We start from the raw sequence: 26,167 nt of genomic DNA, 5'->3' as shown, positions 1-26,167 counted from the left end.
GCTTCCCATTGGTACAAGCCACCACGTGGGGCCGTGGGGCTGGGGTTCGGTGCCGCAATACCTCTGCCCCAACGCACCGAATCGTCGTTGATTAGCCCTCGCCGAGCGGGATCGCGATCGGCCGCAGAGGCGCCGCGTCCGATCCGCGCAGCTTGAGCGAGCCGCCGATGAAGGCGAACTCATAAACGCCATCTCGCGCCAGCTCCTCGAGGTTGGCCAACTCAATGATCGGGGTGCCGGTCTGGGCTAGCAGATAGGTGTGCAACGGCACATAGTTGCCCTCGACCTCGGACGGAAAGGCCTCGAAGCTGAGGTTGTCCGCGCCGACCACCATGGCACCGCGTTCCTCCACCAGAAAGCGCGCTGCCGCCATGCCCATGCCCGGCGGATTAGCCATGTAGGCGTCCGCGTCAGCATAGCGCTGCATGCGCCCGGTGCGGATCAGTACCACGTCGCCTTCTTCGATATCGACCCGCTGACGTTGCAGCGCGGCGACGAGGTCTTCACGGGTGACGCGATAGCCGTCCGGCAGCATGTCCACGCCCTTGGCCGCCGCGACGTCGACCAGGATGCCGCGGGCAATGATGGGCGGGATCTTCTCGGCTCCGGCCGCAGTCCATCCGCGATCGCCCAGGTGCTTCGTCGCCTCGAAGCCGTTCCAGATTCGGCCGTCGAGGCCGAAGTGGTTCAGGGCGTCGATGTGCGTGCCCATGTGGGTGTACATGGAGATCGCTGCGCCGGTATAGCTCACGTGCTCGTTCATCGCTTCGCCTAGTCCGAGGGGGTCGGCTACCACGTTGCCGTGGGGCGTGTGGGTCATCCATATAAGGTAATGCGGATCGCCCGCAGCCTGCCAGCTCGGCATGCCGATGTGGTAGTCGACCGACAGATCGTAGGCTTTGCCACCGGCCAGCCGGGATAGCACTGCAGCCTGCGAGGCTGCCGTCATCAGGTTGAGGCGGCCGATTTCGTCCTGGGGCCCCCAAGGGCTTCGGCCCACGTTTTCCTCGGCCGACGCGGTCGGCGCACCCAAGGAAAGGGCAAGAGTGAGGGCTATCGCCTGGATGCGGTTTTTCGATTGGGTTTTCATGTCGTTTCTCCGTTGTGTCCATGACGCTTCCTACGATAGAGGTGTCCGCGGGTTTGATAAACGATCCTAGAGGAATAAAATTGTTCATGAATATCATGCAATGGAGGTAGGCGTGGACGCGCTCAACGATGTCGCGGTCTTCGTTCAGGTCGTGAGTCGCGGCAGCTTCACGGCCGCGGCCGACACCCTGGGGCTTTCCAAATCGGTGGTCAGCAAGTACTTGACGCGCCTCGAAGACAGGCTCGGCGCAAGGCTGCTGAACCGGACGACACGAAGGCTGAGCCTGACCGAGGTGGGAAGGGCATTCTTCGAACGCAGCCAGCGGGGGCTGCTCGAGATCGAGGAGGCCGAGGCGGAGGTCTCGCGCCTGCAGAGCGAGCCACGCGGCGAACTGCGACTGAGCAGCCCGATGTCTTTCGGCATCCTGCACCTGGCACCGTTGCTGCCTGCGTTTCAGGCACGCTATCCGGAGCTGACCGTGGACATGGTGCTCGACGACCGCAAGGTCGATCTGGTGGACGAGGGTTTCGATCTCGCCATTCGCATCGGCGAGCTCCCGGACTCGTCGTTGGTGGCGCGCCGGCTGGGGCCGTGCCGGCATGTAGTGTGCGGCTCGCCGGAATATTTCGCACGCCACGGGGTACCGCAGTCGCCCGAAGAGCTGGCGCAGCATGCCGCCCTCACCTACCGCTACGCGAGTTCACCCAACGAATGGCGTTTCCTCGGGGCGGATGGCAACTATCGCCAGGTCACGATGAACAGCCGCCTGCAGATGAACAGCAGCCTCGCGTTGCGCGAGGCTTTGCTCAATGGCGCGGGTGTCACCTTGACCCCGACCTTCGTGGTTGGGGCCGATATCCGGGCCGGGCGACTCAAGGCGGTGCTGCAGGGCTATCAAGCCTTGGAGGTCTCGATCTATGCCGTCTATCCGCAACGCAAGCATTTGTCGCCCAAGATTTGCGCCTTTGTCGACTTCCTCGGCGAAGCGATCATGGACCCGCCCCACTGGGAGCCGGGCTGATCAGGAGCGGGTGGCGCTACCCGGACCTTGCTCGCCAAGTTGCGCAGCGATCGTGATCGCGATGCCCAGGGCGATGACGCCTGCACCCGCCCAGGTGGCCGCCTCATAGCGCTCACCCAGGAAGACCGTGGCCACGACCAGGCCGACTGCCGCCGCCACGTAGCCGATCTGGCTCAGCAGCACCGGCCCACCCCGTTGCTGCAGGCGGTAGAAGATCGGAAAGGTGATCGCCGCCACCAGCATCTGGAGCGGCGCCGCGGCGCCTGCGGGCACTAGGTCCGACACGGGCACCGTGCCGCGGGTAACCAACAGCATTAGCACCAGCACGAGGCTGGAGAAGGCGTGCCCCCAGAAGGCCAGCGAGCCGGGTGACTCGCCGTCTGGCCAGTTCAGCGTGCGATAGACGTTGCCGGTGGCCAGCGCAACCGGAATCAGCAGCGCCGCCAGCAGCCACGCGAGGTCCGGCCCGTCCGGGTTGGCGCCGCGCGTCAGGCTGACGATGACCGCCCCGACCAGGCCCGCGCCGATCCCCAGCAGGCCGAGCCGTCCCGGTGTCCGGAGCCGGAATACACTCGCCAGCACAACGGTACACAGTGGCGAGAGGGCGAACATGAGCCCGGTATAGCCGGCGCCCGCATGAGGAATTACCGAGAACACCAGCAGGTTGGGAACGATGAACGAGATCAGTGCCGACATGGCTGAGTAGCGCATCACCTGGCGCGAGGGCCAGGTCAGCTCACGGCGCGCAACCAGCACCGGCATGAGTAGTAGGCTTGCCCCCGAGGAAATCAGCAAGGCCCACAGCAACGGCGTGACGCCAGCCTGACCGGCGATCTTGCCCAGCGGGAAATTGAACCCGATCAGCATGCCAGCCAGGAGCAGCAACACGGCCGGTTGTTGCAGCAAGGTGGAGAAGAGGTTCGGGCGAGTGGACAATGCGGCGGCATTCATAGCGCGATCCTCGCCTGGATGCGCAGCTCGGCGCCGAAGCGTCCGGCGAAGGCGAGTTCCGCCAGCGGCAGTCGGTCGCTGGGCAGCTCACGCGCCTGCAACTCCTCTGGTAACGTCTCGGGCGAGGCTCGGCGACCGATCGCGACGGCGATCTCGATCTGGAAGCTCTCCGGCACCACAAGTCGTTCGCGAACCGCGTCGTAGTGGATACCGGCCATCGCATGGGCCTGGTAACCGAGCATCGTCGCCTGCAGCGCCAGATGCGCCCAAGCCGCGCCGGTGTCGAACTGGTGGGTGCGCGACGGAGTGGCCGATCCGGAACCGCGGGCGGGCGTTAGCCGGTCCGAGACGACGAACACCAGGGCCGAGGCCCGAGCCGCCCAGCTCGCGTTGGACGGATCGAGCAGGTCCACGAAGTCCTGCCAGGATTCGTCTCCGCGCAGCGCATAGATGAAACGCCAAGGCTGAATGTTGTAGGCCGACGGCGCCCAGCGCGCGGCCTCTAGCATCGTCATCAGATCCGCACGCGACATCGGCGAAGTATCGAAGGCTCGCGGCGACCAGCGCCTGACGAAGATCGGATCGACCGGATGGCTGGGCGTCCGTTGGGGACGAATATGGGTGGCTTGCGTGGGAAGTGGTGCGTTCATGGCTTTCCTCCGTATTGTGTGAGCACTGCTCAAGGACACGGCTGGTAACATTCACCGCCGCTCTGGAGGAAACCTTAAAGTTAATACGAACAAAGATAATCCAGCTTTCTGGAATTGCACTGTTCATGAAAATTGACCAATCGACGCCTAGGGCAAGGCTACAGCACTCGGATGTCATCGCGATGTGAGCCCCAGCATGTTGGTATGGAGGTCGTCATTCCAAGCTGTGCTTCTTGCACTTGGACGCGCGCTGATCAATGGCCGCTTTCCGTTGGCTGAGCCTGTTCAACGGCCGGCTTGGAGGAGCGGCACCAATGACTCCTCGTGGCCGGCTGCCGACCGACGCCATCCTGCGCCCACCGGCTGCTTTGCGCCACGTAGCGGGCGGTCAGACAAAAAAGTGAGATGCGCAGCCGAATGACCGCTTACGGCTGATCGCTCCAAGCCAACGGCGGCTTTCAAGAAAAGCCGCGACCGTCTGCTCTCCAAGCCGGGAGGGGGTCATTGACCGCCGCAGCGGCGCCCGCAGGCGTGTTTCCTGGTAACGCTAAAGAGGCCACGCGACTACCGTTTCGTCGCCACCAGCCGTTCTTTCAGTTTCGACCAGCGCCGCTCCACCTGCTTACCATTGACCGCCATGGCCAGTGCTCTCTTCTGCCCGACCAGCACCACCAGCCTCTTGCCGCGCGTGATCCCGGTGTAGATCAGATTGCGCTTGAGCATCATGTAGTGCTGGGTCGAAATCGGAATGACGACCACCGGGTACTCGGAACCCTGCGACTTGTGGATCGTCGTCGCGTAACAGAGCACCAGCTCATCGAGCTCGCCAAACGGATAGATGACGACCCGGCCGTCAAAGGCCACGGCGAGTTCCTCTTCGTCCTGGTCGACGCCGGTCACGAAGCCGATGTCGCCGTTGAAAACATCCCGGTCGTAGTTGTTCTCGATCTGCATTACCTTGTCGCCGACACTGAAGCGGTTGCCGAACTTGTCGACACTATGCTCGCCCGGCGGATTGAGCACCGCCTGTAAAGCCTGGTTGATACCGCGTGCGCCGGTGATCCCCCGGTTCATCGGGCACAGCACCTGAATGTCGCGGATCGAATCGACCTCGAACTTTCTCGGCAGGCGGGTCTGCACCAAATCCACCACGGTTTGCGCAATGACTTCCGGTTCCTCAGCAGCAACGAGGTAGAAGTCCGATGCTTCTCCTTTCTCGGGCAGGCTGGGAAAGACGCCCCGGTTGATCTGGTGGGCACTGCGCACGATTCGTGAGGTGGCCGCCTGGCGAAACACTTCGGTCAGCCGGATAACGGGGACGACACCCGAGCCAATGAGATCGGTCAGGAACTGGCCGGGGCCCACCGAGGGCAGTTGATCCACGTCACCGACAAGAATCATCGCCGTGCGGGTTGCCACGGCCTTGAGCAACTGATTCGCCAGCGGCACGTCGATCATCGAGCATTCGTCGGCCACCAGAAGATCGCATTCGAGGGGATTGTCCGCGTTGCGCTTGAACTGGCCATTGATCGGATTGATCTCCAGCAAGCGATGGATCGTCTTGGCTTCCAGACCGGTCGATTCGGACAAACGCTTGGCCGCCCTTCCCGTCGGCGCACACAGCAGGGGTTTGACGCCCTTGACGGTCATGATGGTCAGAATCGACTTCACCAGGGTGGTCTTCCCGACGCCGGGACCGCCGGTGATCACCAGCAGCTTGGAAGACAGGGCGAGACGGATGGCCTCTTTCTGGCTGTCGGCCAACTGGATAGAGAGCTTCTGCTCGACCCAGGGAATGGCTTTCTCGGCCTCGAAGGCAGGCAGGGTCGTCCCGCCTGTCTTGAGCCGCTGAATCTGGGCGGCGATCGATTGCTCGGCGTAGTAGAGGGGCGCCAGGAAAACGCAGGCTTGGCCTTCGACGGTGTCGGGCAGCAATACCTCGTCGGCGACTTCCTGAGCGATCGCCGTTTCGATGATGGATTCCGCGATGTCGAGCAGCTTCACCGCCAGGGGCACCAGTTCGGCGTAGGGCAAGCCGCAGTGGCCCTGGCCCGAGGCTTCGGTGAGCGCGTAGGAAATACCGGCCTGGGCTCGCAGGGGAGAATCCTTGGCAATGCCAATCTTCTGGGCAATCGTGTCGGCCGAGAGAAAGCCGATGCCGCGAATATCCTGGGCCAATCGGTAGGGGTTTTCCTGAACGATCTCGATGGCCCCCTGACCGTAGGTCTTGAAGATGCGCACCGCTCGGGAGGTGGATACGCCATGCGCGTGCAGGAAGACCATGATGCTGCGAATGACCTTCTGGTCAGCCCAGCCGGAGGTGATCTTTCTGGCGCGGACTTCCCCGATGCCGGGAATTTCGCGAAGGCGTTCCGGGGACTGCTCGATGACGTCAAACACCGCCGCACCGAAGGCCTTCACCAGCTTGCCGGCATAGACGGGGCCGATGCCCTTGACCATGCCTGAACCGAGATAGCGCTCGATGCCGGTCAAGGTGGTCGGCGGGTAGATTTTGACGAACACAGCGCGAAACTGCCGGCCGTGCTCGCGGTCGGTCACCCAGTTGCCGGAAGCGGACGCGTATTCGCCGGGAGAAACGACGGGGGCGTGGCCGATCAGGGTAATCAGTTCTCGCTCGCCCTTCACCTTGAGGCGCAGAACACAGAAACCGTTCTGCTCGTTGTGGAAGGTCACGCGTTCAACGAGGCCGGCGAGGCGGTCGAGTTCGGCGGCGTCAGGCATGGTGGGGCGCGGTGAGGCTACCCAAGGCGGCGCGCGAATCGACTGCCAACGGGCTTAACGCCGGCTGCGTCGAGTCTGCCAAGGGTGTGCATCAGGCGGCCTGCTGAAGCGGTGCGTCCTTGACTGACGCCTCGACGCGCTCCCGCAGTTCCTTGCCAGCGGTAAAATGGGGCACGTACTTTTCGGGGACCGGAACCGCGACTCCGGTTCGTGGATTGCGCCCCGCCCTCGCTGGATGATAGTTCAGCCGAAAACTTCCGAAACCACGGATTTCGACACGATCACCTTGCGCCAGGGAGCGCCCGATGGCGTCGAGGATTTCCTTTACGGCGATGTCGGTATCCTTCACCGTCAGCGTCGGAAAACGGGAGGCGATGGCGGCGATCAGATCAGCGCGAGTCATACCCGCATTCTACCGTCTGGAGTAGCGTTGCCTCTCATTGCCGGACGGGGTTCAGAGAGACGAGCGCTTCCGGCACCGACCGCACGACTCGATCGGTCCTCGGAGTCGTGAAGGTCGGCATTTCGAGGTGAGGTGGCAACTCGCCACCTTGCCCTGATCGTCCGCTTGTCGGCCACGGGAGACGGTTGCCGATCACATTCGGCGACTTACCCCAGGTAAGCCGACCTGCGCCAGGCTCGATCGCTGATCAGGCCTCGATGCCCTCGCGCGTTGCGCGAGGATTTCTGCATTGCGTTCATCTTACCCGGCGGCCTCGGCTGCCAGGCACGGCATGCACATGCTGAAGCGCGCCCCGTGCAACTATCGCGCGCAATGCGCCCTCAGTCCTCGATCGTAAACTGGAGCCCGGCGCTCGCCTGCAGGCGGCGTACGAGGGCCATGCCCATGGCCGCGCCAGGCGTCCAGACGCCACCGCCGGTCATCGCCCCGTCGACATCCTGCACGAGGCAGAGCGCACTCTCGCTGATCATCTTCGAGGTCGAACCATAGCCGGGGTCGCGGTCGCCGATCACTTTTGCGCGCAGCAGGGCGCCCTCGGTCGTCTCGCCGATGAAAACGAGCTCGTAGCGGCCGTTCTCGCGTGCCTGCGCGTCGGGCCCTTCGCCAGGCTTGGGCAGCGCGAAGCGGCGCAGCAGGGCCCGGGTCGGCGCCATCGCGAGCAGCAGGTTCTGCACCCGCGCCTGGCGCACCAGGCGGCGTGCGCGCGCCTCGCCCTTGGCGCCATCGCCGGTCAGCATGCGTTCGTCGTACACGAAGTCGCGCCCCCAGGAATGGCCGAGCAATGCGTTCGTGCGGTGTACGTTCTTGGTGTTGATCGGCGCCATCACGAAGGGTCCAGTCCAGGATTGCGCGCCCTCGTCGTAGCTCGCCGATTCGCCTTCTGGCTGCGCCGGGCCGCTGAAGCCGGGCGTCAGCGCAAAGGGGTCGGCCATCGTGCGCGCCGCCGAAGGGTCACGTCGCATCTGCTCGATGGTGGCAAGCAGGCTAGCGATGGTGCCACCTGACGGCCCGCCCTTGAGCACCCGCACGCGTCCTCGCACGCGCGACAGGGGACGACCGAAGCGGCGCAGTGCCTCGTCTTGCAGAAACACCACGCCGAGGTCAAAGGGGATCGAATCGAAGCCGCAGGAGAACACGATACGGGCGCCGCTCTGCGCGGCCATCGGCTGCAGGCGCGGAATCATCTTCGCCATCCAGGCCGGCTCGCCGCACAGGTCGACATAGTCAGTGCCAGCCCGCGCGCAAGCGAGCACCAGCGTTTCGCCATGGAGTTGGTACGGACCGACGGTGGTCAGGATCACACGCGTGCGCGCCGCCAGGGCGGCCAGCGCGTCGACATCCGACGCATCCGCGGTGAGCAGGGGCAAGGTGGCGCGCGCCCCGATGGCATCGCGCACCCTCGCGAGCTTGGCGGCATCTCGCCCGGCGAGGGCCCAACGCAGCTCACCTGCAGCGCCGTAGGTCGCTTGCAGGTACTCGGCCACCAAGTGCCCTGTAAAGCCGGTGGCGCCGAAAACAATGAGGTCGAAGCTTCGTTCCATTCAGCATCCTCGCACGACGCCCGCGCCGCGAATTGCCCGCGTTACTGCGTAGCGATCGCTCAGGTCGCTTTGGCGGCACAAGGGCGACGATCGCGAACATGCGGTACGGACAACTGCTCGGCCGTGTCAGCCATCGAACCCCTCACCGACACTATCGCGCATGCACTCTGTCGCCGGGTCACACAGCGTGCCAGGCAGAGACGCGGTCATCGGTACAAAGTGTTGCTGCGTTACGTGGGGATTCCCACAAATACAAGGTCAGCATGAAACGTCTCCTCTTCGCCGCCGCACTGATCGTCGCCAGCTCGCCGGCGCTTCCCGCCGACGTTGGCGTCTCGGTGAGCATCGGCCAACCCGGCTTCTATGGTCGCATCGACATTGGCGGCTATCCACCGCCGCAGGTGATCTACCCGCAGCCGATCATCATCGAGCGGGTACCGGTCGCGCGCGCGCCGATCTACCTGAACGTTCCCCCGGCCCACGCAAAGCACTGGAGCAAGAATTGCCACAAATACCGTGCCTGCGGGGAGCGGGTTTATTTTGTGCAGAACAACTGGTACAACCGCGAATACGTTCCGTACTATCAGGAACAGCGCCACCGCCGTGAGGAATACCGCGAGGACTATCGCCGCGATTACCGCCGTGACCAAGGCGATGGCCGCGGGGACGACCATCGTGGCAAACCGAAGAAAGACAAGAGTCACGGCAACAGCGGTAACCATGGGGGAAATCGCCAGGATTAGGCGCTCCCAGCGCTTATGCGACTGGCCCCGAAGCTTGCGAGCCTTTTCGCTTGGGACCGGTCACCAACTCGTCATTCTCACCATGGAGAATTATCTGCAGAAAACGACGAAATGCTGCCCACGGAGCGATCACATAAACCCATCGAATTACTTCAGCAGGAAGTGCTCCATGCGGTGACCCGCTTCAATCAGCGCCTTGAAGACATTCGGAAGCTTCCCGCGACCGCTCCAGGTTACTGTTTTGTCTGGCGTGATGTACTTGGGTTTGACGGGGGTGCGAGCTTTCTTGGAACCTGCAGCGCCTGCGCTAAAACCACACTGGGCCGCAGTCAAATCGTATTCCTGGATAATGCCCTTCACCCGACGAATCGCGTCTGCCACTTCTGTTCTACGGGCTTCATCGATCCGTTTATTGAGTTCGTCGCGTTGGGCAAGCAGTTCCTGGTAATTCGGCATGGAATCTCCTGAGAGGTCTTGCTGGTTGAAGTGAAACGCCGAGAAGGCGCCACTTATAGGATTTTAATCGAGTGCGGGCTGATTCGATACCATAAAGAGCTATCTGAACCGATTGGCCCAGGTCAGTTCAACGAATCGACCCGGACGAAATTCGATGGATCACCGCCCGAGGGTTTTTCATCAACGACCTTGGCCCGGCTTCGCAGTTCCTCTGCTACGCCGACTACGCCACTGGGCTACAAACCGGTCGCTCACTATCGCCGTCCGTACCGCAAGAAAGTCAGTTGATAACTTCGACCTGCACCCATTTGAATATCAGCCCCTGTTCGCTTTCCACGCACCGGGCGACCAGCAAGATCGGCCCGTTGGGCACCAGCGTGACCGCCGCTTTGTTTTTCGCGGCACCAGCCCATCCTCCATGAAGCCCCATTTCGTGCTCGCGCTCGGCATCCTCGATGCGTTGGCACACGTCTTCGAGGGAAAGCTCCGTTAGCGTGATGTCCGCGGTCAGCGAGGCCAGCATCCCGAGATCGAACTGATCGGTCACCAGATAGCGAGGGGGCTTGTTCATGACGCGTACTCCTTCGGCTCGTCCTGCGACTGCGTCGGCACCTTCGCAAACCGCTCCAGGCGCCCCAGCGTCACGAGCAGGTCGGCAAGGTAATGCGCCTGACGACGATACTCGCTGGCCTCGCTCTCTACGGCAGTGACCAGGTCATCGTCCCACCCCGAGGTGTGTCGAAGCAGGTCCTCCGTGCGGTAGCCAAATGCTTGTGCATCCCGGCGCCGACTGCTGTTGCGCTTCGGAATGTACGTTCGGCGCGCCTCGCGACCTTGAGCCTTCCTGCCGTACCAATTGACCACGTACCACTCGATGGAGAGCGCATTGCCCCGCTGCCGAACCCGGAACTGCAACGTGTTCTTCTGGCTCCAGTCCTTGCCGTTGTTTGCCTCCATGACTTCCTGCAGGTAGCGATTACCCAGGTCTCTGGCCTGCTCGAACACGTCCTTCATCTGAGCTTGCAGCAGTGCTCTTACGTCCCTGATCCGGTCTTCCATGGGTAGTCCGTGCCCCCTCTTAAAGATAAGGATTCGTCACCCCACCAATCCTTATGAAAAATCGACCAAAACGCCGACACCCGGATATCGCGAAACCCCCGTCGTGACTAAAGCCAAGCGCCCTTCCCGGTCACCAAGGATGGTCATTTCGCCTATTCGGCCGGTTTCAAGGCCTCGCAGGATGTCCCCCAGGGGGTAATTCCAGGCAAATGAGCAGGCTTTTTCTTTCATAAGGCTGCAGCCCAACCAATCCTTATGTAATAGGGCATGGTGGGTGCAATCGTAGGCACCAGCCGCCTCCCCTTGCGGCCGAGATACGTCCTTCCCGGTCGCATTTCGAACCTGACAGTGAATACGCTCGCGTCGCATGCGGCCAGGTGCTCTGGCGGTGCACAGATCGTGGGCAAAAACGCTCAAAATCCGCTTGGTATCCCTGCAGGGTTCCTGCGGTACCACTGCCAGGTTTTCCTGCTCCATCCCGAACGCGCTGATCGACGATAGGTGCCCTCTGCCGGTCAGAGACTCGTCAACGGCCGGCATTGCCAGGATGTACAGTGGGATGAAAACGAGGTTCCTCAGACGATCCGACATGGTGGCTCCCTTCCCTGTCATGCGTTTCCGGTGCGTGGGTTCTTGACCCTCTTGCGGCGCCATGATCCAGCTGCCTTCCGTTTGCTCATGACCCCCATGGTGCCGGACATGCGGTGGAGGATTCCATGCCGCCACCGGGCGACTTCGGTAGCCAGCCCAACCCGTTTGTTCCGCAACATTCGCGCTTCTTCCGACGCGTGAACAAACCGTCACACGCGTGAACAAACCGTCACACGTGTGAAGAAACCTTCACACGACGGCGGTGCTTTCTCCGTCAAAAATAGCGATACTTCTGGAAAACAGGATCGGAGCGCCCCATGTTCAAAGTGGCCGTCATCGAAGACGACATTCCCACCAGCAATCAACTCAAGGAATGGATTCTTTCCGCGCACCCGGGCATCACCGTGGAGCAGTGGTTCACCCGCGACGATGCGGAAGCCGCCCTGGCTCGCGTGCAGTACGACCTGGTGGTGCTGGATATCGAACTGGGGCGGGAGCGTCACGCGGGTGTTGCGATCATCAACGCCATCAACAGGCGCACCAGCGGTACACCGGTGCTGGTGGTCTCGGCGATGCCCGCCACCATCTACCGCGGCATCATGAAGGCACTGGATGCCTGGGATTACTTGCAGAAGGCCACCTTCGAGGAAGCCGAGTTCATCGATACCTTCCTGGAAATCCTGCGCGCCGTCCGACAGCGTGCAAGCGTCAAGCCGCCCTTGGCTGCCAGCGACGAACTCTCCATTGATCCCCTGCGGCAGAGCACGCCCCTATGGCGGGGACAACGAATCAACCTGCCACTGACCGCCCAGCGCATCCTCGCCGCGCTCTACGAGAAACGTGGCGAGGTGGTCTCTTACGAAGAACTGGCCCAGGTGGTCAAAAGCGGCCGGAGTCGGGACAACATCCGTAAACACATCAGCAGCATCCGCGAAGCTTTTCGTGAACTGGACGAAGCGTTCGACCGTATCGAGAACATCCCCATGCGCGGCTTCCGATGGTCAGACCCGACCGCCACCGGCGCAAGCGACCGGTAAGCGGGTGATGGGCAGCAGGAGATTCCTCCGCCGCAACCCGGCGCATCGCTACGCCTCTTCGGTGAGGTCGCCGGAATGAAACCGCTGGCCTGGCTGGCGTCGTTCCGGCTGCGCATCCTCTTTCGGACCTCCTTCCTGCTGCTTGCGCTGGCTGTGGTGGCCATGGCGGTCGCAGTGCTGCAGGAGGAAAAGCAGCGCAGTTACGACAACTATCAAACGAGCTTCGCCAAGACCAAGGAACAGATCGTCGCCCGCCTGCGCCACCCAGCTGGGCAGTTGGCACTGCTCAACCCGCCGCGCGGCGACGGTCCCGTGACACCGCTACGCCCGGTGATGCTGCCCTTCTCGGCCATCGACTTCGATGATCAGGGCAAGGTCCGCCATGCTGTAGAAATGGCCGGTTGCCTGGTCCAGTACAAGAACTACGGCAGCCTGTGCGTGGCGATTGCCAACAACCCCTGGGCCGGCGGCTTCATCTATGCGGCAGGCACTTTCGTCAGCAGCACGCTGCTGCCTCACCGAATTGGCAACGAGTTCCTCGATGGCGCTCACCGCCTACGGGTGGTGGTCAGCCTGCGCGGAGAGACCTACCGCTGGGTCGCGCCCTTCGAAGTCCCGAGCCGTGACGAGCGTCGGCGCGCGTCGGGGATGCGAGGTCGTTTCACGGGTTACGTGGAACTGGACGACCGGGACTACACCGGCGAGATGCCGGTGAAAGAATTCCGCGGCTGGGTATGGCAGAGCGGTCGGTGCCTTGACGCCGCCAAGGAGAGCGACGAGAACTGCGATAAGAAATCGTTCTTCTCGCTACGCTTGCCGATTGACGTGCTGCGCGATGCGCTCTTCCAGCCGGAAAAGCCCCAGTGGCCGCCACCAGACCTCGACCAGTTTCAGGTCCGCGTGGAAATACTGCCACCCGGCGACGGTGCGGCGATTTTCGACAGCAACGAGGACGGTGCCGTCCCGCCCTTTTCCCTCAACGACCTGACGGCTCTTCTTCTGCCCGGCGAAACCCTGACGATTCAGAAGGCCGACCGCGGTGAGCCTACCCATCTGGTGCAACTGCATGGCAAGGACGAGGTCCTGGAGGAGCCTTCACCACTACTCACCCGCCTGATTCGCAAATTGCCGGTGGAACGTTACGACGCCCCGGTCGAACTCGCCGACGAGGTGGTGACGCCCATGGGCAGCTATCGAATTCTGTTCCACGGGGATGCACGCAGTGTGAACAAGATCCTGAGCGCCGTCGCCTCGCGCGTTTCCTGGTTTGTCGGTGCCATGCTGCTGGCCATCGCGCTGGCGTGGCTGGTTATCGAGACCGGCGTCGTCCGGCGCATATCCCGTCTCACGCGACGTTCCAGCGCGCTCTCCAGGAGCGTGAAGGCCATCGGCGGCCTACAGCGCTTCGATCTGGCGGATCTCCGCGGCAGCGACGAGTTGGGCATCCTCGCCAACTGCCTCAACGACCTGCTGCGGCGAGTGAAGGAAGACGCCGAGCGGGAAAGGATACGCGCCGAGCAGGAACGGGACATGTGGCACGCCGTTGGTCACGAAATCATGTCGCCGCTACAATCGCTCCTGGTGCTGCATGGCCACGCCGACGACCCCAGCTACCGCTACATCAATCGCATGCAGCAGGCGGTGCGTGTGCTCTACGGCAACGCCAGTCCAAGCGAAGCCTTTCAGTCCTCGGCGCTGCAGGTGCAGGCGATCGACATCGCCAAGCTTCTGCGAAATGTCGCTGACAACGCCGGTTTTGTCGACGTGCGCTGCGCCGCTGCGTACCAACCGGTGTGGGTACGCGCCGACGAGTTCCCCCTCGAAGACGTCTTCTCGCACATCCTCAAGAACGCCGATCGCTACCGTCAGCCCGGCACGCCGATCACGCTCACCCTGGAGACCACGGAGACCACAGCGACGGTGATCATTCACAACGTCGGCCAGCCCATTGCTGAGGATTTCCTGGACAAGATCTTCGAGTACGGCGTTTCCGAGCATGCGGAAGCCGGCGCCAACGGTAACCGCGGCCAAGGTCTCTTCGTCGCCAAGACGTACATGGCCAAGATGGGCGGGACAATCACCGTTCGCAACGTGGAAGATGGCGTGAGTTTCGTGCTGACATTACAGCGGATGCGGGTTGGAGGGGCGCAGTAAGGTCCCCCAACGGGTTCCAGGAAGACGATCGCGTGCTTCTGTCATTCCACCGCAGCGCTAATATAGAGCCGAGAATCCAGCACCAGCCTTGACCGATCATCCCGGACGGTGACGATCGAGGCGCTTGCGAGTGCATAAGTCGCGAAAAGAAATGCAGGACACGAACAACCAGCGGCCCTCGCCTCAACGGCACTCGGCCCGGTCCTCTGGCTTCGCGGCCTCAAAAGCGCCGGTTTTGAAGGGAGCGACATGAGCAAGACCGATGGGGAGCCACCGCCGGATGGAACAGCGTCTGAACAGGGCAACGACCGACTGTCAATCCCTGCAGTCGAATCGGGCGCGCTTGCAGCCCGTTTGAAGGTGCTCATCAGACCGGGGTCGGTTGCATCTTTTGCCAAGCGATGTGGCCTCGCGGAATCCGTCCTCCGGACGTACATCAGCGACGGGCGAATGCCATCTCTGGACAAGGCTCTGGCCATTGCCGCCGCCGGGGGCGTCACCCTTGACTGGCTCGCGACCGGCCGTGGCCGGCGCGTCACAGCCCAAGTCAGCGCGGCTTACGCCACGGACTCTAAAAACGCCGGCGATGCCGAAGAGCCGCAAACACCGTCACTCGACCCTGCCGTGCTGGAGGGCATCCTGAAGGCTGTCCTTGAAGCCCAGGGGGATCGCGCGACACCGGAACACCTTGCGGCCTTGACCGTCGACCTGTACTAACGTGCCATGACTATTGAGCCGCGGGAATAGACCCAACCGATCCTTCGGCCCGCGGTTACCGCAACCCGCACCTTTTCACCGACCAGCAGGGTGTTTCAAGCCACCCGCGGCAGATGAAACGTCAATCGTCGCCTGCCGAACGAACACCGTTCGCCGATGCCCGCGAGGTTCAGGCCGAACGAAGTGCAGCGAGCCATGGATCGTGACCCGTTCGGTCGCGATCCATGGCATGAAGGAGGATATCGGGAAATAGCACCCGCGGGTCTGGGCCGCGTCCCCTCCAGAAAACCTCAGCGAATGCTCACTGTCCGCGCCTTCCACGCCGGCGCCTGAGACCGGTAGAAGACCGACAGCGAACTCGGTTTGTCAGCCCAGCGCTCGACCTCCAGGCTGGACAGGTTCACCAGCTCGAAACGGATCTTGTAGCGGCCGTCGACCTTCGCCTCGCGGGCGGCGAGCAGTTTCGTGTGCCCTGGCACCCAACCCGCGAACTCGACGTAGCCGAGGTCGGGCGTGTCGGTGGCCGGCGGGACGACATCGACGATCCAGCCCGTCGGTTCCTGGCGAAAGACCCACATCTCGCGCCAAGTATCGAGCGGTTGCACGGCCAACGTCAGGGCGCCACCCTGAGGATGGGCTGCCGCCGACGCCGACCAGACGATGCCGTAGGTACAGCGGGTGAGCAGCGGGTTCTTCACGTCGTGGCGGGCATCGACCAGATGCACGCAGGTCTCGCCTGGCTCACCGGGAGTGGTCGCGACGCCGAGACCGACCGGCGCCTTGATTGGGTCGAGAGGTAGCCCGGGCTCGGCCGCCCAGCGCGAAGCGCCGACGCGAAGCGCAGCGTCGCTATAGGTCGCGGCATCCGTCTCCGCCAACTCGCTCTTGTTGATTAGCGCCAGTTCGTCCACCGCGCGGTTGGCTGCCTCGGCGACGGCTGCGACACCGAGTTCGGACCGTCTCGCCCGCTGCCACGCGAGACTTGCCCAGACACCGGCCTTGCGCAGGTGCAGGCGGTTCTTCAGGACATCCGGGAGCCGGGACGTGTCGATCCGGTCCAGCACTTCGGCCCGCCAGTTGTCGAGGGCGAATCGCTCGACCGGCGTCAGCCTCGGTGAGACGCAGTCGTGACGCGTGAGCGCCAGCGCCGCCAGGGCTTTCTGTAGATCGGATGCCGGCAGCGCCAGGACACGGCGGAAGGCGTCGCCGTCATAGCAGAGCTGGATCTTCTCGTCACGCTCGAAGCTGACCATGGTCACGCCATACGCGGCGGCGACTTCGAGATGCTCGCCGACGGCGGTGTCGGGTCCTTTCGCCTGGCGGCCGGTTGCGCGTCGGGCAAGGCGTTCGGCGAAGGTGCCGAGTGCATCGAACACTTCGCCATCGATGGCTTCCGTCGGCGCTGCCTTGAGATAAGCAGCGGCATAGCTGATGCCCAAGGATTCCTCTCCGGGCGTGTCGCGCAGAAAACGGACCACGGCGAGAAGTTCGGGAGCGCTCTCCGGCTTCAGCGACTGCGGCCGAACCTGGCTCGATAGGACGTAACCGGCGCGCTCGCGGCGGTGGTCGTAGACCTGCAGGTAATCGCCCTTGGCTCCACGGATTTCCAGGCTGTCACCCTGCCACAGGACGGCGTGCTGGGCGGCGCTCTCCCGCGGGGCAGCCCGCAGTCCGGCCTGATCCTGGGTGACGATGGCGATGACGGTGAGTGCGGTGGCGAGCATGGTCATTGTCCTCCCTCGCCACTTTCGTCTGCCGCCAGATCGTCCGACGCCCCACGGCCTGCTGCCGGCGCACGCGCCGCCGTGCCGCTACCAAGCAGCGTTGCACCGATGAAGCCGCCATCGCGGGGCGGTGCGGCGATGATCACCGAGATCTTGTCGGAAAGCTTGTCGGCCATCGTTTTCTGGATCAGCAGCGGATGCTTGTCGATCAGCGCGCCGTCACGCGCCAACTGTTCGCTGGCCACCTTACCAAGGCGTTCCTTCCGATACGCTTCGGCGTCAGCAAGTTGCCGGCGCGAGTCGGCTTCGCCGGCTGCCTCGATGCGACGCGACTGGGCGTTGGCCTCGGCGCCCTTGATGCGAGTCACCTTCTCGGCCTCGGCCTCTAAGCCGCGTTGCTCGATCTGTTTCTGTTTGAAAGGCAGGACGTGTTTCATCGCTTCAGCCTGCGCCCTGGCGGCGATGATCTGCTCCTGGCCGGCGGCCTCGGCGGCGGTTTCCCGGCGAATTTTCTGGGCCAGGGCTTCGAGTTCGCTCTGCTTGACCTGCTTGTCTTTGAGTTCCAGCGTGTAGCGCATTTTTTCGCTGGCGAGCTCTTCGGCGAGCAGGGTTTCCATGCCCGACCGGTAGTCGCGCGGCAGGTCCACCTTGCCCAGAGTCACCGACTCCAGAACAATCCCGTCAGCCGCCAGGCGGGGTTTCAGTTCACCCTCAATGGACTCCTGGATGGCCTGGCGTTTGCTGGAAAAAATCTCGCGTACGGTGTAGCGGGACAGGGTCTTGTAGAGCACGCCTTGCACCACCGGCTCGACGATCTCACCACTGACGTCCTCGGGCAGGTTCCTGGCCACGGCCACGATCTGTTTCGGGTCGAGCGCGTAGCGCACCGAGATGTCGATGCCCAGCGAGAGCCCCTCTACCGACTGGAAAGGCGCCGGGCCGTTGGCTTCGAGTCCATCGATCGGGCGATAGACCTGGTCGCGCAGCGAGAAGCGGCGCAGCTCGTGCAGATGGGGAATGACGACCGCGGCACCTTCGTGCACTTCGACCGAGTCGCCGGTGAGCTGATTGAGGCGGATGCCGACTTCCCCACGACCGATGCTCTGCACCGGGGGATTCGTGTAGAGAGCATAACCGCCGGCGGTGAGCACACCGAGCGTGGTGAGACCAAAGGCGTGACGGTGGATGGCGCTGCCGCAGTTGGTAGCCAGCGAACCGACACCAGTAGCCGCGCTACCCAGCGCGTTGCGAACGTTTTGAGCGATCTTTGTGAGCTGTTCCGACATGATGTTTCTCCCCACGGGCTGATCTTCGATGAAAGGGACAAGTGCCCCGCCGTGGGGTCGGGAAGATCAGTCCGTACCCGGTTCGGCATGGAAGCCATGGTCGTCCATGTGCCGTGGAGGGTTCAAAGGCGGCGCGGGGGCAGTTTAGTAACAGGCCGGCGGCTTTTCTACCGGGACGTCGTCATTTCTTCAGGGGTGTGAACAAATCTTCACAACCTGGCCGTGAACGCACCGGTCAAGCGGAAGAGGCTGCAGTGTATGCAGGCGGCTGGCCGCTGAAGAACCCTCCCCTGCCTCGGCGAAATGCGTCCTCCGTGGTCGCTTTTCGAATGCCGCTGGGCCGACCGTTTCCATAGCATCAGGTGCACTGGCGGCGCACTGAACGCGCGAAGGAACGTTGAACGCTCCTCTTGTGTGCCTGCAGGTTTCCTGCAGTACGTCTGCCAGGCTTCGCTGCCCACTTCCGGGCGCGCTGGTCAATGACGTGACCCAGGAGAAAACCTGACATGACAGTTCTCGGAATCGATATCGGCTATTCCAACCTCAAGTTGGCCTGCGGTGACCCCGGCGGCGAACCCCGGGTTCTGCTGCGACCCGCTGGCGCTGCGCCGGCCGACCGGCTCGGAGAAAAGATTGCCAGCAACGGCGAGGAAGATTTCTTGCGCGTGCTGGTCAACGGGGAACCGTTTGTCGCCGGTCTATCGCCGGATCGCGCCGAGCTATGGAGTCGCGAGTTGCACGAGGACTACCCGTCGACGGCCTCTTATCGCGCCCTCTTCCATGCCGCGCTTCTGCTCGCCGAGCGTGACGAGATCAATCGCGTCGTCACCGGGCTTCCGGTCACTCAATATCTCAACCCCGAGTTGCGCGAGCGCTTGGCCGGGCAGATGCGGGGAGAGCACCAAATCACGCCGCGGCGGAAGATCACGGTGAACCAGGTCAAGGTCGTCCCGCAACCCGTGGGAGGCTTCGTCGACTACGTCTGGGGATTGCCGGATGCCTCGGAAATCGAGGATAGCCGGGTGCTAGTCGTTGACCCCGGATTTTTCTCGGTCGACTGGGTTCTGATCAGTAACGGCGAGCTGCGGCGCCAGTCGTGTGGCACGAGCCTGGAGGCGTCTTCGGTGATCCTCGACGAAGCCGTTCGCCTGATCGCGCAGGATTTTGGGGGCAACGTCGGCAGAGAACGTCTGGAGCACACGCTCCGCAAAGGACACGCGCAGGTCCGCCTTCTCGGCGAGCGGGTCGAAGTCGCGCCCTACCTGAAGAAGGCTGCCGACAAGGTCGGGCCGATCGTCACCACCCGCTTGCGAGAATCCCTGCGGAAGGAGAACGCGAGCGCTGACCTGGTGCTGCTGGTAGGCGGCGGCGCGGGGTTCTTTGAGGAGGCGATCAAGGACGCGTTCCCGCAGCTCAAGGTGTCGACGCCGGAGGCGCCGGTTTTTGCGAACGTGCGCGGGTTCTGGCGGATGGGCGCTTGAGATGTCGTCGCTGCGCATTGTGGTGAAGATTCCGACGGGCACCTACCCGGAGTTGCTTGCCGATCTTGGTACCGTCGCGATACGAGAGCGGGCAGAACGGCTCAGAGTGCTGGCCATGATCGGCTTGAGGGACTTGCGTCAGGGTTCGTCACGAGGTCAGGCTCCGGCGAACTTGCAGCATCCGATGGAGGGAGAGGCAGCCGATGGGAAGCAGTCGGCGAATACGATCATTCGGAAACTGGCTGAGGGGCTGTAACCCCGAGCAGCACGAGCGTTCCGGTGCGATGAGCAGCCCCGAGAAAAGCTCGGTTTGCCGCCGACGCCCGACCGACCCTGTGGTCCCGCAAGCCTGCGAGCACCCGAAAAGAACGTTGTGCGCGCCTCGCAACCGAGCCGACGCGCGGTCTAATTGGTTGCTGGCAACGCCTAATTCTTGGGCGGCGGAGCGTTTCGCTTGGCGGAGGCCGGGCCAAGGCAGCTATCCGCGGTTTATCCACCGCTTACCCACAGCGTTACCAGCAGGTTCTGGGGACAGAAGCCAACGGTCCCGATTTTGCGCAACAAGAACTCTAGCGGACGTTCGCGGCTTGACTGGGTGGGCCCTTCCCTGGCGTTGCGCTTTTCCGCAAGATGCCCTTAACGATCATTGCAGAGCCGGCAGCCACCCCGTATCATGAAACATATTGAAGCGCGGTCTGCTCGTCGACCAAAGTTAGAGGCACCAGGGGTGGTGCTTGACAGAGGCATCAGAGTGGGTCCGCCCGGCTCTTTTCCTGGCATCGCGACGTCATCGTCGGCGATGCTTTTTTGCGCCCCAAGATTGCGTTGTTTCACATTAACGGACAAGAACGACGAGAACGAGGTTCGAGATGTCGCATGCAAAGCCCACTTCCCGGGTGAGGGAACGGCCTGGCGCAGGGCTCTGCGGCAATCGAGCGAATCGCCTTGAGCGCTTTTCAGCGGGAAGCCCCCGACCACCTGCCAAGCTTGGTACGTCAAACGATGGCGCACCCGTTTTTCGATCGCCAGAAAACGAGCAATCGCCACGCGCTGGTAACTCGCTTGGCCTTCGTCGAAGACTCCATGGGGTCGCTTCCCGGGCGACTTCTCCAACGACCGGAAGAACTTCAGCTTCTCCGTCCCGCTGAAGACGCTTCTCCTGGTATCGACTGTCGCGGCTGACAAAAAGACTTGACCTCACCGCTACCGCTACACGCGAGACCTTTACTGAAAGCGTCTTTCTTCCCAGGAGTGCCAGCGATGAAGATGCACATGCAGAGTTTTGGCGAGATCGAGGTTGAGGGCGCGCGTTACGTCTACGATGTCGTCATCGAACAGGGACGTATCCGAAAGCGGGCGAAGGGGCCCTCGAAGACCTATCACGCAGCGTATGGACTTACACCCTTTCCGCCGAAGAAGCCATCCCTTGGCACCGGAAACGACTGTACATTGGAACGGGGATGTACGGCGCGTTGCCCATCATGCCCGCTGTCTCTGACGCCGGCGAGGAGAAGGGCATCGAGGTGGTCGCGCTGCCAACCGGGGAAGTGTGCGGCAAGCTGGAGCGGCTGAAAGCGGACGACATCAATGCTGTCCTGCACGGGACCTGTCTTGCGGGGAAACAGCCAGCACATCTGACCTTGAGAGATTTGATGCAGCAATTTCCGGTGGAGTGGGCGAGGCAGAGGTTGCAGTTCGGGAGCAATGGTGGCTGATCTTGGCTGGGTGATGCTTCTGGCTTCTGATTTCAAACTGTCCTATTCTCGCAGTTAACGACCCTATCCTCTTCTGCCGAGAAGAGGTGCCAGGGCTGCAAGCGAGGGCCGCCTACCGGCCGGGTTCGAGGCGGATCGAAGAGGAGGAACGGTATGGGTGTTTCAGTCGTCACAGGTGCAAATCGTGGGATCGGTCTCGAACTCGCACGGCAGCTCAATGCACGCGGAGCGATCGTGGTTGCGGTGTGTCGCAAGAGCTCGCCGGAGCTCGACGCGCTCGGAGTGCGTGTCGAATGCGAGATTGACGTCACTGAGCCTGCAGCGTTGTCAAAGCTCGCCGAACGCCTCGCACACGACGACATTGACCTCTTCTTGGTCCAGAACGCGGGCCTGCTCGTTGGCGACTCGCTCGAAGATGTTGATCTCGACGCGGTGCGCGCGCAGTTCGAACTCAACGCCATCGCGCCGCTCTTTCTCACGCGGGCTCTCGCCTCGCGCCTTCATCCAGGCTCGAAGGTCGCGCTCATCACCAGTCGCATGGGCTCCATCAGCGACAACACCTCCGGGCGCTACTACGGCTACCGTATGAGCAAGGCGGCGCTTAATGCGGCCGGCGTCTCCCTGGCGCACGACCTCAAACCCCGAGGGGTCGCTGTAGTCATATTGCATCCGGGCGCGGTGCGCACCGAGATGACCGGCGGCCAGGGCATGATCGAGACGGACGAGTCTGTTCGCGGGCTCGTGCAGCGCATCGACGAGCTCGAACTCGAGACCACCGGACGATTCCTGCACCAGAATGGCGAAATCCTGCCGTGGTAAGACTGGGATCCGGGCACCCCGGTCGTGCTGGCAAATGGCGTCGTTCTGCGAATGGACGTTAGAGCAACCGTCCGACGATCCAGATGTGGTCAAGCTGGCGGAAACCTCGGGCAGCGGCTTGAAATGGCTCGACATGACGTTGTTTTCGGCCGGCGAAAAGCTTGCGGCGATCGCTTTGAATACAGGCAGTATTTTGGCTGACAGAACGACGGCCGTTGCGCACGTAACGCGATCGGCGTTGGCCCGCTAGCGGCAGATTGTTCGCGGCTGCACGAATTTGGGCGAAATTGACGCCCTGCTGCACCGGGAGGGGATCTATTCATCCTTTCTCTCCACCTGGCGCAAGAAGCGCGCGGCAATCGAACAGGCCGCATTCGAACCACAGAGGCGCGGACGAAAGGCCGACCCCGCGCTGGCCGAGGCCCGGCGACTTGATCAGCTCACGCGGGAGAACGACCGCCTGCGTCGCCAACTCGCCCAGGCCCGCAGGCCAGATCGCGGCTTGGTTTTACGTTCGATAACCTATTTTATCAATAGTAAGATGCATGGAAGCTGTTGCGCTCGACAGAACGCCGCTGTATTAGTATCTAATACACAAAAGCAGCCCAGAAAGGACCCGCCATGCCGAGAAACACCAGCGTCACCCTGGGTGAACACTTCGAGGGCTTCATCGCCCAGCAGATCGATGCCGGACGCTTCGAGTCCAAGAGCGAAGTGGTGCGCGCCGCGATGCGGCTGCTCGAAGAGCACGAACAGAAAGTGAGCGCGTTGCGTCAGGCCCTGGTCGAGGGCGAGACGAGCGGCGAACCGGTACCCTTCGCGATGGCGTCGATCATCGAGGAGGCACGCCAGGAGGCCAAGAGCGGTTCCGTGGATGCTTGAACTGCTTGTTCGCCCGCGCGCCCGCCGCGACCTCAAGGACATCTGGCGCTACACCGTTCAGCAATGGGGCGCCGCGCAAGCGGATCAATACCTGTACGACCTCGATCGGGAGATCCAGGGGCTTCTGAAGTTTCCCGAGCTGGGAACGCCGTACGATCCTATCCGGGCGGGCTACCGGCGGCTGCATGTGAAACGTCACCTGGTGTTCTATCGTCGCAACGGTCAGCGTCTTGAGATCGTTCGCGTGCTTCACGACGCCATGGATGTCAAAAGCCATCTATGACCCGGCGTGATCTTGTCGAAGGATTGGACGACCTCCCCGTGAGCGACACCAGCCCCCTCCCCGTCCTCCCGGCCGTTGCTTCCCGGCTCCTGACCGCCGAACGGTTCCAGCGCCTGGCCGACGTCCCCCCCGAAATCGAATGGTTCGCCAATCTCGGCAACAAGGCCACCCGCCGTGCTTACGAAAACGCCCTCGGGGATTTCATGAAGTTCACCGGTATCGCCAAGCCCGAGGAATTTCGCACCGTCACCCGCGCCCATGTCATCGCCTGGCGCGACGACCTGGTGCAGCGCGCCTTGAGCGGCATGACCGTACGGCATCGCCTGGCGGCGCTGTCGTCGCTGTTCGAGTCCCTGTGCGAGAAGAACGCCGTGACCCATAACCCGGTCAAGGGCGTCAAGCGCCCGCCGGTGGAAAGCTACGAAGGCAAGACCCCGGCCCTCGGCGACCATCAGGCGCGCAAGCTGCTGGACGCGCCCGACGGCGTATCGATCAAGGGCAAGCGCGACCGCGCCCTGCTGGCCACCCTGCTCTATCACGCGCTACGCCGCGAAGAGCTGTGCCGGCTGAAGGTCAAGGACTTCAAACACGAGCGGCGCGGCGTGCCGCACCTGAAGGTGTTCGGCAAGGGCGGCAAGATCCGCTATATCCCGCTGCACCCCGCTGCTAGCGGTTTGATTGGTGACTATCTTGAGATCGCAGGGCATGGCGCGGACGATGTCGGCGCCCTGTTCCGGCCGCTGCGCAACAACTGCACTACTGGCGGACTGGAAAAAGCGATCACGCCCGACGCGGTTTACAAATTGGTGCGGCAATACTCAACGGCGCTGGGTTTCGCGATCGGGGCGCACGCGTTGCGAGCAACCGCCGCGACTAATGCGCTTGACCACCAGGCCGACATCGCCAAGGTGCAGGAGTGGCTGGGTCACGCCAACATCGCCACGACCCGAATTTACGATCACCGCAAGACTCGGCCGGAGGACAGCCCGACCTTCAAAGTTGCCTACTAACGAATGCTCTCGTCATTTATCAGTCAGGGCCGGCCACTGGGTTTTTGCTGTTGATTTCCGCCGCGACATCCTGCCGACGTGGCTCATCGCGTCGGCGAGTTGCAAGGTGTCTGGGTCGCGCCGGAGGCGTGACCCACCGTGGCTTGAGCTAATGGACGGCGCTCAACATCCGGAGGGCGTCGAAGTTGCCATACGTCATCGATGCTATCGCGCCTGGCGTTGTGTGGTTTGCCATCGCTCCCGAGCGGAAGTGCCGCGTAAAATTCGCCGATGATCCGCTCCGAACTCATCGACCGACTCGCTGCCCTCTTCCCACAGTTCACCCCCAAAGATACGGAACTTGCGGTCAAGGCCATTCTTGAAGCACTGAGCAACACGCTGGCGAAGGGAGACCGCATTGAAATACGCGGTTTCGGAAGCTTCGGGCTCAACTACCGGCCGCCACGTACAGGGCGCAACCCCAAAACCGGTGAGGCTGTGCGGGTTCCAGCGAAAGCGGTGCCCCACTTTCAGGCGGGGAAAGAACTGCGTACCAAGGTCGACTCGCACAGATAATGGCCAGGAAGAGACGGTCGAGGAGTATTCTAAAAGCGCTCGTTGGAGCGGCTTGGGTGTATGCTATCGACCGCGCGTGCGAATTGTCATCACGATTTCTTAATGCTGTAAAGAGGCATAAAATGGGAGCAAAGGAAGACTTGTTGGCAGATCTGATACGCCATGATCGAACCGGCTCGGTGCAACGTATCCACGATAAGTTCATTGAGCATGGTCTTAAATGGAAAGGGCCAAGTAATAGTCAGACGCTACTGTATCTGTTTCGACTTGATGGCAGGGAAATGGGAGTGGCCGCGATGCGCCGTGGCATCTTGTCGTTCCCCACTACTTTTTGGAGCGCGCGGACGCCTGCGTTACGTAGGGCTCTTAATCGAGTCGCATCTTATCAGCAAGTCACCACGGAGCCCGCCATCTCGTCTAGTCAATACTCTGCAGGCCAAATTCAGGTATCAGAATCAACACTTGAGGCCATAGAGGAAATCATCGAAGAAATAGTCATTCCAGAGGCACGGCAAGCTGGTGCGAAACTTGCCTAACAAGTCGTTATTGCCGCCCCTTCGTGGCTGCAACCTCGGCTTCGCAGAGGCGCTGTTCCGCACGGCGAAGTACCGCCCGGAATTCCCGGCACGGGGGTTCGAGAGCATCGAGCAGGCACGCCTCTGGGGCAGCGACTTCGTGCGCTGGTACAACACGGAACACCGCCATAGCGGCATTCGCTATGTCACGCCAGAGCAACGTCATGCCGGCGACGATGAGGCCATCCTGGCGGCCCGTCATTTGCTCTACGATGGAGCGCGTGCGAAGAACCCGGCGCGCCGGAGTCGGCATACCCGGAATTGGTCGCCTATCGCTGCCGTGGCGCTCAACCCGGAGCGGGATGGCATCGTGGCAGCGGTCACCACTACTAGCAAGAGTATGCCAATGGCAGCATGAACTCAGGCGACAACTGTCTTGACATCTACCGTTTCTGCGGATCTACGCAGCCGCTAACAGATGCCGGCGGATGACACAACTTCTCGTTCTACCCGCCTCAGATTGACGGAATTTTCTGGGATATGCAGAGTCCAGGAATATGAGGAGTATTCTTTCCTAGGGCGGCAGCATTTGCCTTGAAATCAGGTGGTTGCAGCGGTTTCTTTTGCCGGTTTTCTCGGCATATTACTGTCGTCCTTGAACGGTTGGTTAGCCAAAGGAGGA

General features: G+C 62.4%; 27 protein-coding genes and 2 pseudogenes. 17 read left to right on the top strand and 12 right to left on the bottom strand.

What is annotated here, in order from left to right:
• Positions 1 to 91 precede the first annotated feature (91 nt).
• Positions 92 to 1,090, bottom strand: coding sequence for a cyclase family protein (locus tag QZ648_RS11645; protein WP_291997129.1), 999 nt, complete (start codon positions 1,088 to 1,090; stop codon positions 92 to 94).
• A 112-nt stretch (positions 1,091 to 1,202) separates the two neighbouring features.
• Here QZ648_RS11645 and QZ648_RS11640 point away from each other — a divergent pair, with 112 nt between their 5' ends.
• Entirely contained in the window at positions 1,203 to 2,111 is a 909-nt protein-coding gene (locus tag QZ648_RS11640) for a LysR family transcriptional regulator (RefSeq protein ID WP_291997128.1), read from the top strand.
• Here the strand turns inward: QZ648_RS11640 and QZ648_RS11635 are convergent, their stop codons facing one another.
• The 5 genes from QZ648_RS11635 to QZ648_RS11615 form a co-directional block, all read right to left on the bottom strand.
• Positions 2,112 to 3,062 carry a DMT family transporter gene (locus QZ648_RS11635; protein ID WP_291997127.1) on the bottom strand — a complete coding sequence of 317 codons (951 nt, stop codon included), beginning with the start codon at positions 3,060 to 3,062 and terminating at the stop codon, positions 2,112 to 2,114.
• Entirely contained in the window at positions 3,059 to 3,712 is a 654-nt protein-coding gene (locus QZ648_RS11630) for a nitroreductase family protein (RefSeq protein WP_291997126.1), read from the bottom strand. Before QZ648_RS11630 ends, QZ648_RS11635 begins: the two co-directional genes overlap by 4 nt.
• Before the next feature lie 564 nt (positions 3,713 to 4,276).
• The gene (locus tag QZ648_RS11625) at positions 4,277 to 6,454 is read right to left on the bottom strand and encodes an ATP-dependent RecD-like DNA helicase (protein ID WP_291997125.1); all 2,178 of its coding nucleotides are present in this window, start codon (positions 6,452 to 6,454) and stop codon (positions 4,277 to 4,279) included.
• A 91-nt stretch (positions 6,455 to 6,545) separates the two neighbouring features.
• Entirely contained in the window at positions 6,546 to 6,857 is a 312-nt protein-coding gene (locus tag QZ648_RS11620) for an integration host factor subunit beta (RefSeq protein ID WP_291997124.1), read from the bottom strand.
• A 380-nt stretch (positions 6,858 to 7,237) separates the two neighbouring features.
• Positions 7,238 to 8,458, bottom strand: coding sequence for a saccharopine dehydrogenase NADP-binding domain-containing protein (locus QZ648_RS11615; protein ID WP_291997123.1), 1,221 nt, complete (start codon positions 8,456 to 8,458; stop codon positions 7,238 to 7,240).
• 263 nt (positions 8,459 to 8,721) lie between these two features.
• Here QZ648_RS11615 and QZ648_RS11610 point away from each other — a divergent pair, with 263 nt between their 5' ends.
• Positions 8,722 to 9,201: a hypothetical protein gene (locus QZ648_RS11610; protein WP_291997122.1), complete on the top strand. Its 480-nt coding sequence runs from the start codon at positions 8,722 to 8,724 to the stop codon at positions 9,199 to 9,201.
• A 147-nt stretch (positions 9,202 to 9,348) separates the two neighbouring features.
• Here QZ648_RS11610 and QZ648_RS11605 read toward each other — a convergent pair whose 3' ends face one another.
• The 4 genes from QZ648_RS11605 to QZ648_RS11590 form a co-directional block, all read right to left on the bottom strand.
• Positions 9,349 to 9,657 (bottom strand): H-NS histone family protein, encoded by a 309-nt coding sequence (locus tag QZ648_RS11605; RefSeq protein ID WP_291997121.1) that lies wholly within the window; start codon positions 9,655 to 9,657, stop codon positions 9,349 to 9,351.
• Between the two features lie 280 nt (positions 9,658 to 9,937).
• A complete protein-coding gene (locus tag QZ648_RS11600; RefSeq protein WP_291997120.1) occupies positions 9,938 to 10,228 on the bottom strand; it encodes a hypothetical protein in 291 nt (96 codons plus the stop codon).
• On the bottom strand, positions 10,225 to 10,716 hold the full coding sequence (gene mobI / locus QZ648_RS11595) for a conjugative transfer protein MobI(A/C) (protein WP_291997119.1): 492 nt from the start codon (positions 10,714 to 10,716) through the stop codon (positions 10,225 to 10,227). The genes QZ648_RS11600 and mobI overlap by 4 nt, the downstream gene beginning before the upstream one ends.
• A 51-nt stretch (positions 10,717 to 10,767) precedes the next feature.
• Positions 10,768 to 11,307: a hypothetical protein gene (locus QZ648_RS11590; protein WP_291997118.1), complete on the bottom strand. Its 540-nt coding sequence runs from the start codon at positions 11,305 to 11,307 to the stop codon at positions 10,768 to 10,770.
• Between the two features lie 317 nt (positions 11,308 to 11,624).
• Between QZ648_RS11590 and QZ648_RS11585 the strand changes: the two genes are divergently transcribed.
• From QZ648_RS11585 to QZ648_RS11575, 3 genes are all read left to right on the top strand, one after another.
• Positions 11,625 to 12,344, top strand: coding sequence for a response regulator (locus tag QZ648_RS11585; protein ID WP_291997117.1), 720 nt, complete (start codon positions 11,625 to 11,627; stop codon positions 12,342 to 12,344).
• A gap of 75 nt (positions 12,345 to 12,419) precedes the next feature.
• Positions 12,420 to 14,498 (top strand): HAMP domain-containing sensor histidine kinase, encoded by a 2,079-nt coding sequence (locus QZ648_RS11580; protein WP_291997116.1) that lies wholly within the window; start codon positions 12,420 to 12,422, stop codon positions 14,496 to 14,498.
• Between the two features lie 249 nt (positions 14,499 to 14,747).
• Positions 14,748 to 15,215: a helix-turn-helix domain-containing protein gene (locus QZ648_RS11575; protein ID WP_291997115.1), complete on the top strand. Its 468-nt coding sequence runs from the start codon at positions 14,748 to 14,750 to the stop codon at positions 15,213 to 15,215.
• Positions 15,216 to 15,505: 290 nt separating this feature from the next.
• On the opposite strand, the gene QZ648_RS11570 is transcribed toward QZ648_RS11575, so the two are convergent.
• Together QZ648_RS11570 and QZ648_RS11565 are read right to left on the bottom strand one after the other, a co-directional pair.
• Positions 15,506 to 16,939: a hypothetical protein gene (locus tag QZ648_RS11570; protein ID WP_366144125.1), complete on the bottom strand. Its 1,434-nt coding sequence runs from the start codon at positions 16,937 to 16,939 to the stop codon at positions 15,506 to 15,508.
• Positions 16,940 to 16,941: 2 nt separating this feature from the next.
• Complete coding sequence (locus QZ648_RS11565; protein ID WP_291997113.1) at positions 16,942 to 18,225, bottom strand: SPFH domain-containing protein; 1,284 nt, start codon at positions 18,223 to 18,225, stop codon at positions 16,942 to 16,944.
• Between the two features lie 506 nt (positions 18,226 to 18,731).
• Between QZ648_RS11565 and QZ648_RS11560 the strand changes: the two genes are divergently transcribed.
• The 12 genes and pseudogenes from QZ648_RS11560 to QZ648_RS11505 all read left to right on the top strand — a co-directional run.
• Positions 18,732 to 19,706, top strand: a complete 975-nt coding sequence (locus tag QZ648_RS11560) for a ParM/StbA family protein (RefSeq protein ID WP_291997112.1) — start codon at positions 18,732 to 18,734, stop codon at positions 19,704 to 19,706.
• A gap of 1 nt (position 19,707) precedes the next feature.
• Positions 19,708 to 19,962 carry a hypothetical protein gene (locus QZ648_RS11555; RefSeq protein WP_169068303.1) on the top strand — a complete coding sequence of 85 codons (255 nt, stop codon included), beginning with the start codon at positions 19,708 to 19,710 and terminating at the stop codon, positions 19,960 to 19,962.
• 819 nt (positions 19,963 to 20,781) lie between these two features.
• Positions 20,782 to 20,901 (top strand): annotated as a pseudogene (locus tag QZ648_RS11550) (DUF2905 family protein); the annotation flags it as partial.
• A gap of 265 nt (positions 20,902 to 21,166) precedes the next feature.
• The gene (locus QZ648_RS11545) at positions 21,167 to 21,421 is read left to right on the top strand and encodes a hypothetical protein (protein WP_211203862.1); all 255 of its coding nucleotides are present in this window, start codon (positions 21,167 to 21,169) and stop codon (positions 21,419 to 21,421) included.
• Positions 21,422 to 21,574: 153 nt separating this feature from the next.
• Complete coding sequence (locus tag QZ648_RS11540) at positions 21,575 to 22,240, top strand: SDR family oxidoreductase (RefSeq protein ID WP_169068304.1); 666 nt, start codon at positions 21,575 to 21,577, stop codon at positions 22,238 to 22,240.
• Positions 22,241 to 22,274: 34 nt separating this feature from the next.
• The gene (locus QZ648_RS11535; protein WP_169068305.1) at positions 22,275 to 22,490 is read left to right on the top strand and encodes a hypothetical protein; all 216 of its coding nucleotides are present in this window, start codon (positions 22,275 to 22,277) and stop codon (positions 22,488 to 22,490) included.
• A 371-nt stretch (positions 22,491 to 22,861) separates the two neighbouring features.
• Positions 22,862 to 23,122, top strand: a complete 261-nt coding sequence (locus QZ648_RS11530; RefSeq protein WP_042331304.1) for a type II toxin-antitoxin system ParD family antitoxin — start codon at positions 22,862 to 22,864, stop codon at positions 23,120 to 23,122.
• Entirely contained in the window at positions 23,115 to 23,405 is a 291-nt protein-coding gene (locus tag QZ648_RS11525) for a type II toxin-antitoxin system RelE/ParE family toxin (RefSeq protein WP_291997111.1), read from the top strand. The genes QZ648_RS11530 and QZ648_RS11525 overlap by 8 nt, the downstream gene beginning before the upstream one ends.
• Positions 23,406 to 23,443: 38 nt before the next feature.
• On the top strand, positions 23,444 to 24,415 hold the full coding sequence (locus tag QZ648_RS11520; RefSeq protein WP_291997110.1) for a tyrosine-type recombinase/integrase: 972 nt from the start codon (positions 23,444 to 23,446) through the stop codon (positions 24,413 to 24,415).
• A gap of 270 nt (positions 24,416 to 24,685) precedes the next feature.
• Complete coding sequence (locus QZ648_RS11515) at positions 24,686 to 24,970, top strand: integration host factor subunit beta (protein WP_291997109.1); 285 nt, start codon at positions 24,686 to 24,688, stop codon at positions 24,968 to 24,970.
• Positions 24,971 to 25,026: 56 nt separating this feature from the next.
• On the top strand, positions 25,027 to 25,506 hold the full coding sequence (locus QZ648_RS11510; RefSeq protein WP_291997108.1) for a hypothetical protein: 480 nt from the start codon (positions 25,027 to 25,029) through the stop codon (positions 25,504 to 25,506).
• A 46-nt stretch (positions 25,507 to 25,552) separates the two neighbouring features.
• Positions 25,553 to 25,903: pseudogene (locus QZ648_RS11505) on the top strand (integrase core domain-containing protein); the annotation flags it as partial.
• Between the last annotated feature and the right edge of the window lie 264 nt (positions 25,904 to 26,167).

Origin of the sequence: Candidatus Accumulibacter sp. ACC012 (assembly GCF_907163155.1) — a bacterium.
In the GTDB taxonomy this organism is placed as follows: domain Bacteria; phylum Pseudomonadota; class Gammaproteobacteria; order Burkholderiales; family Rhodocyclaceae; genus Accumulibacter; species Accumulibacter delftensis.
This window is presented reverse-complemented; position numbering and strand designations above follow the sequence as displayed.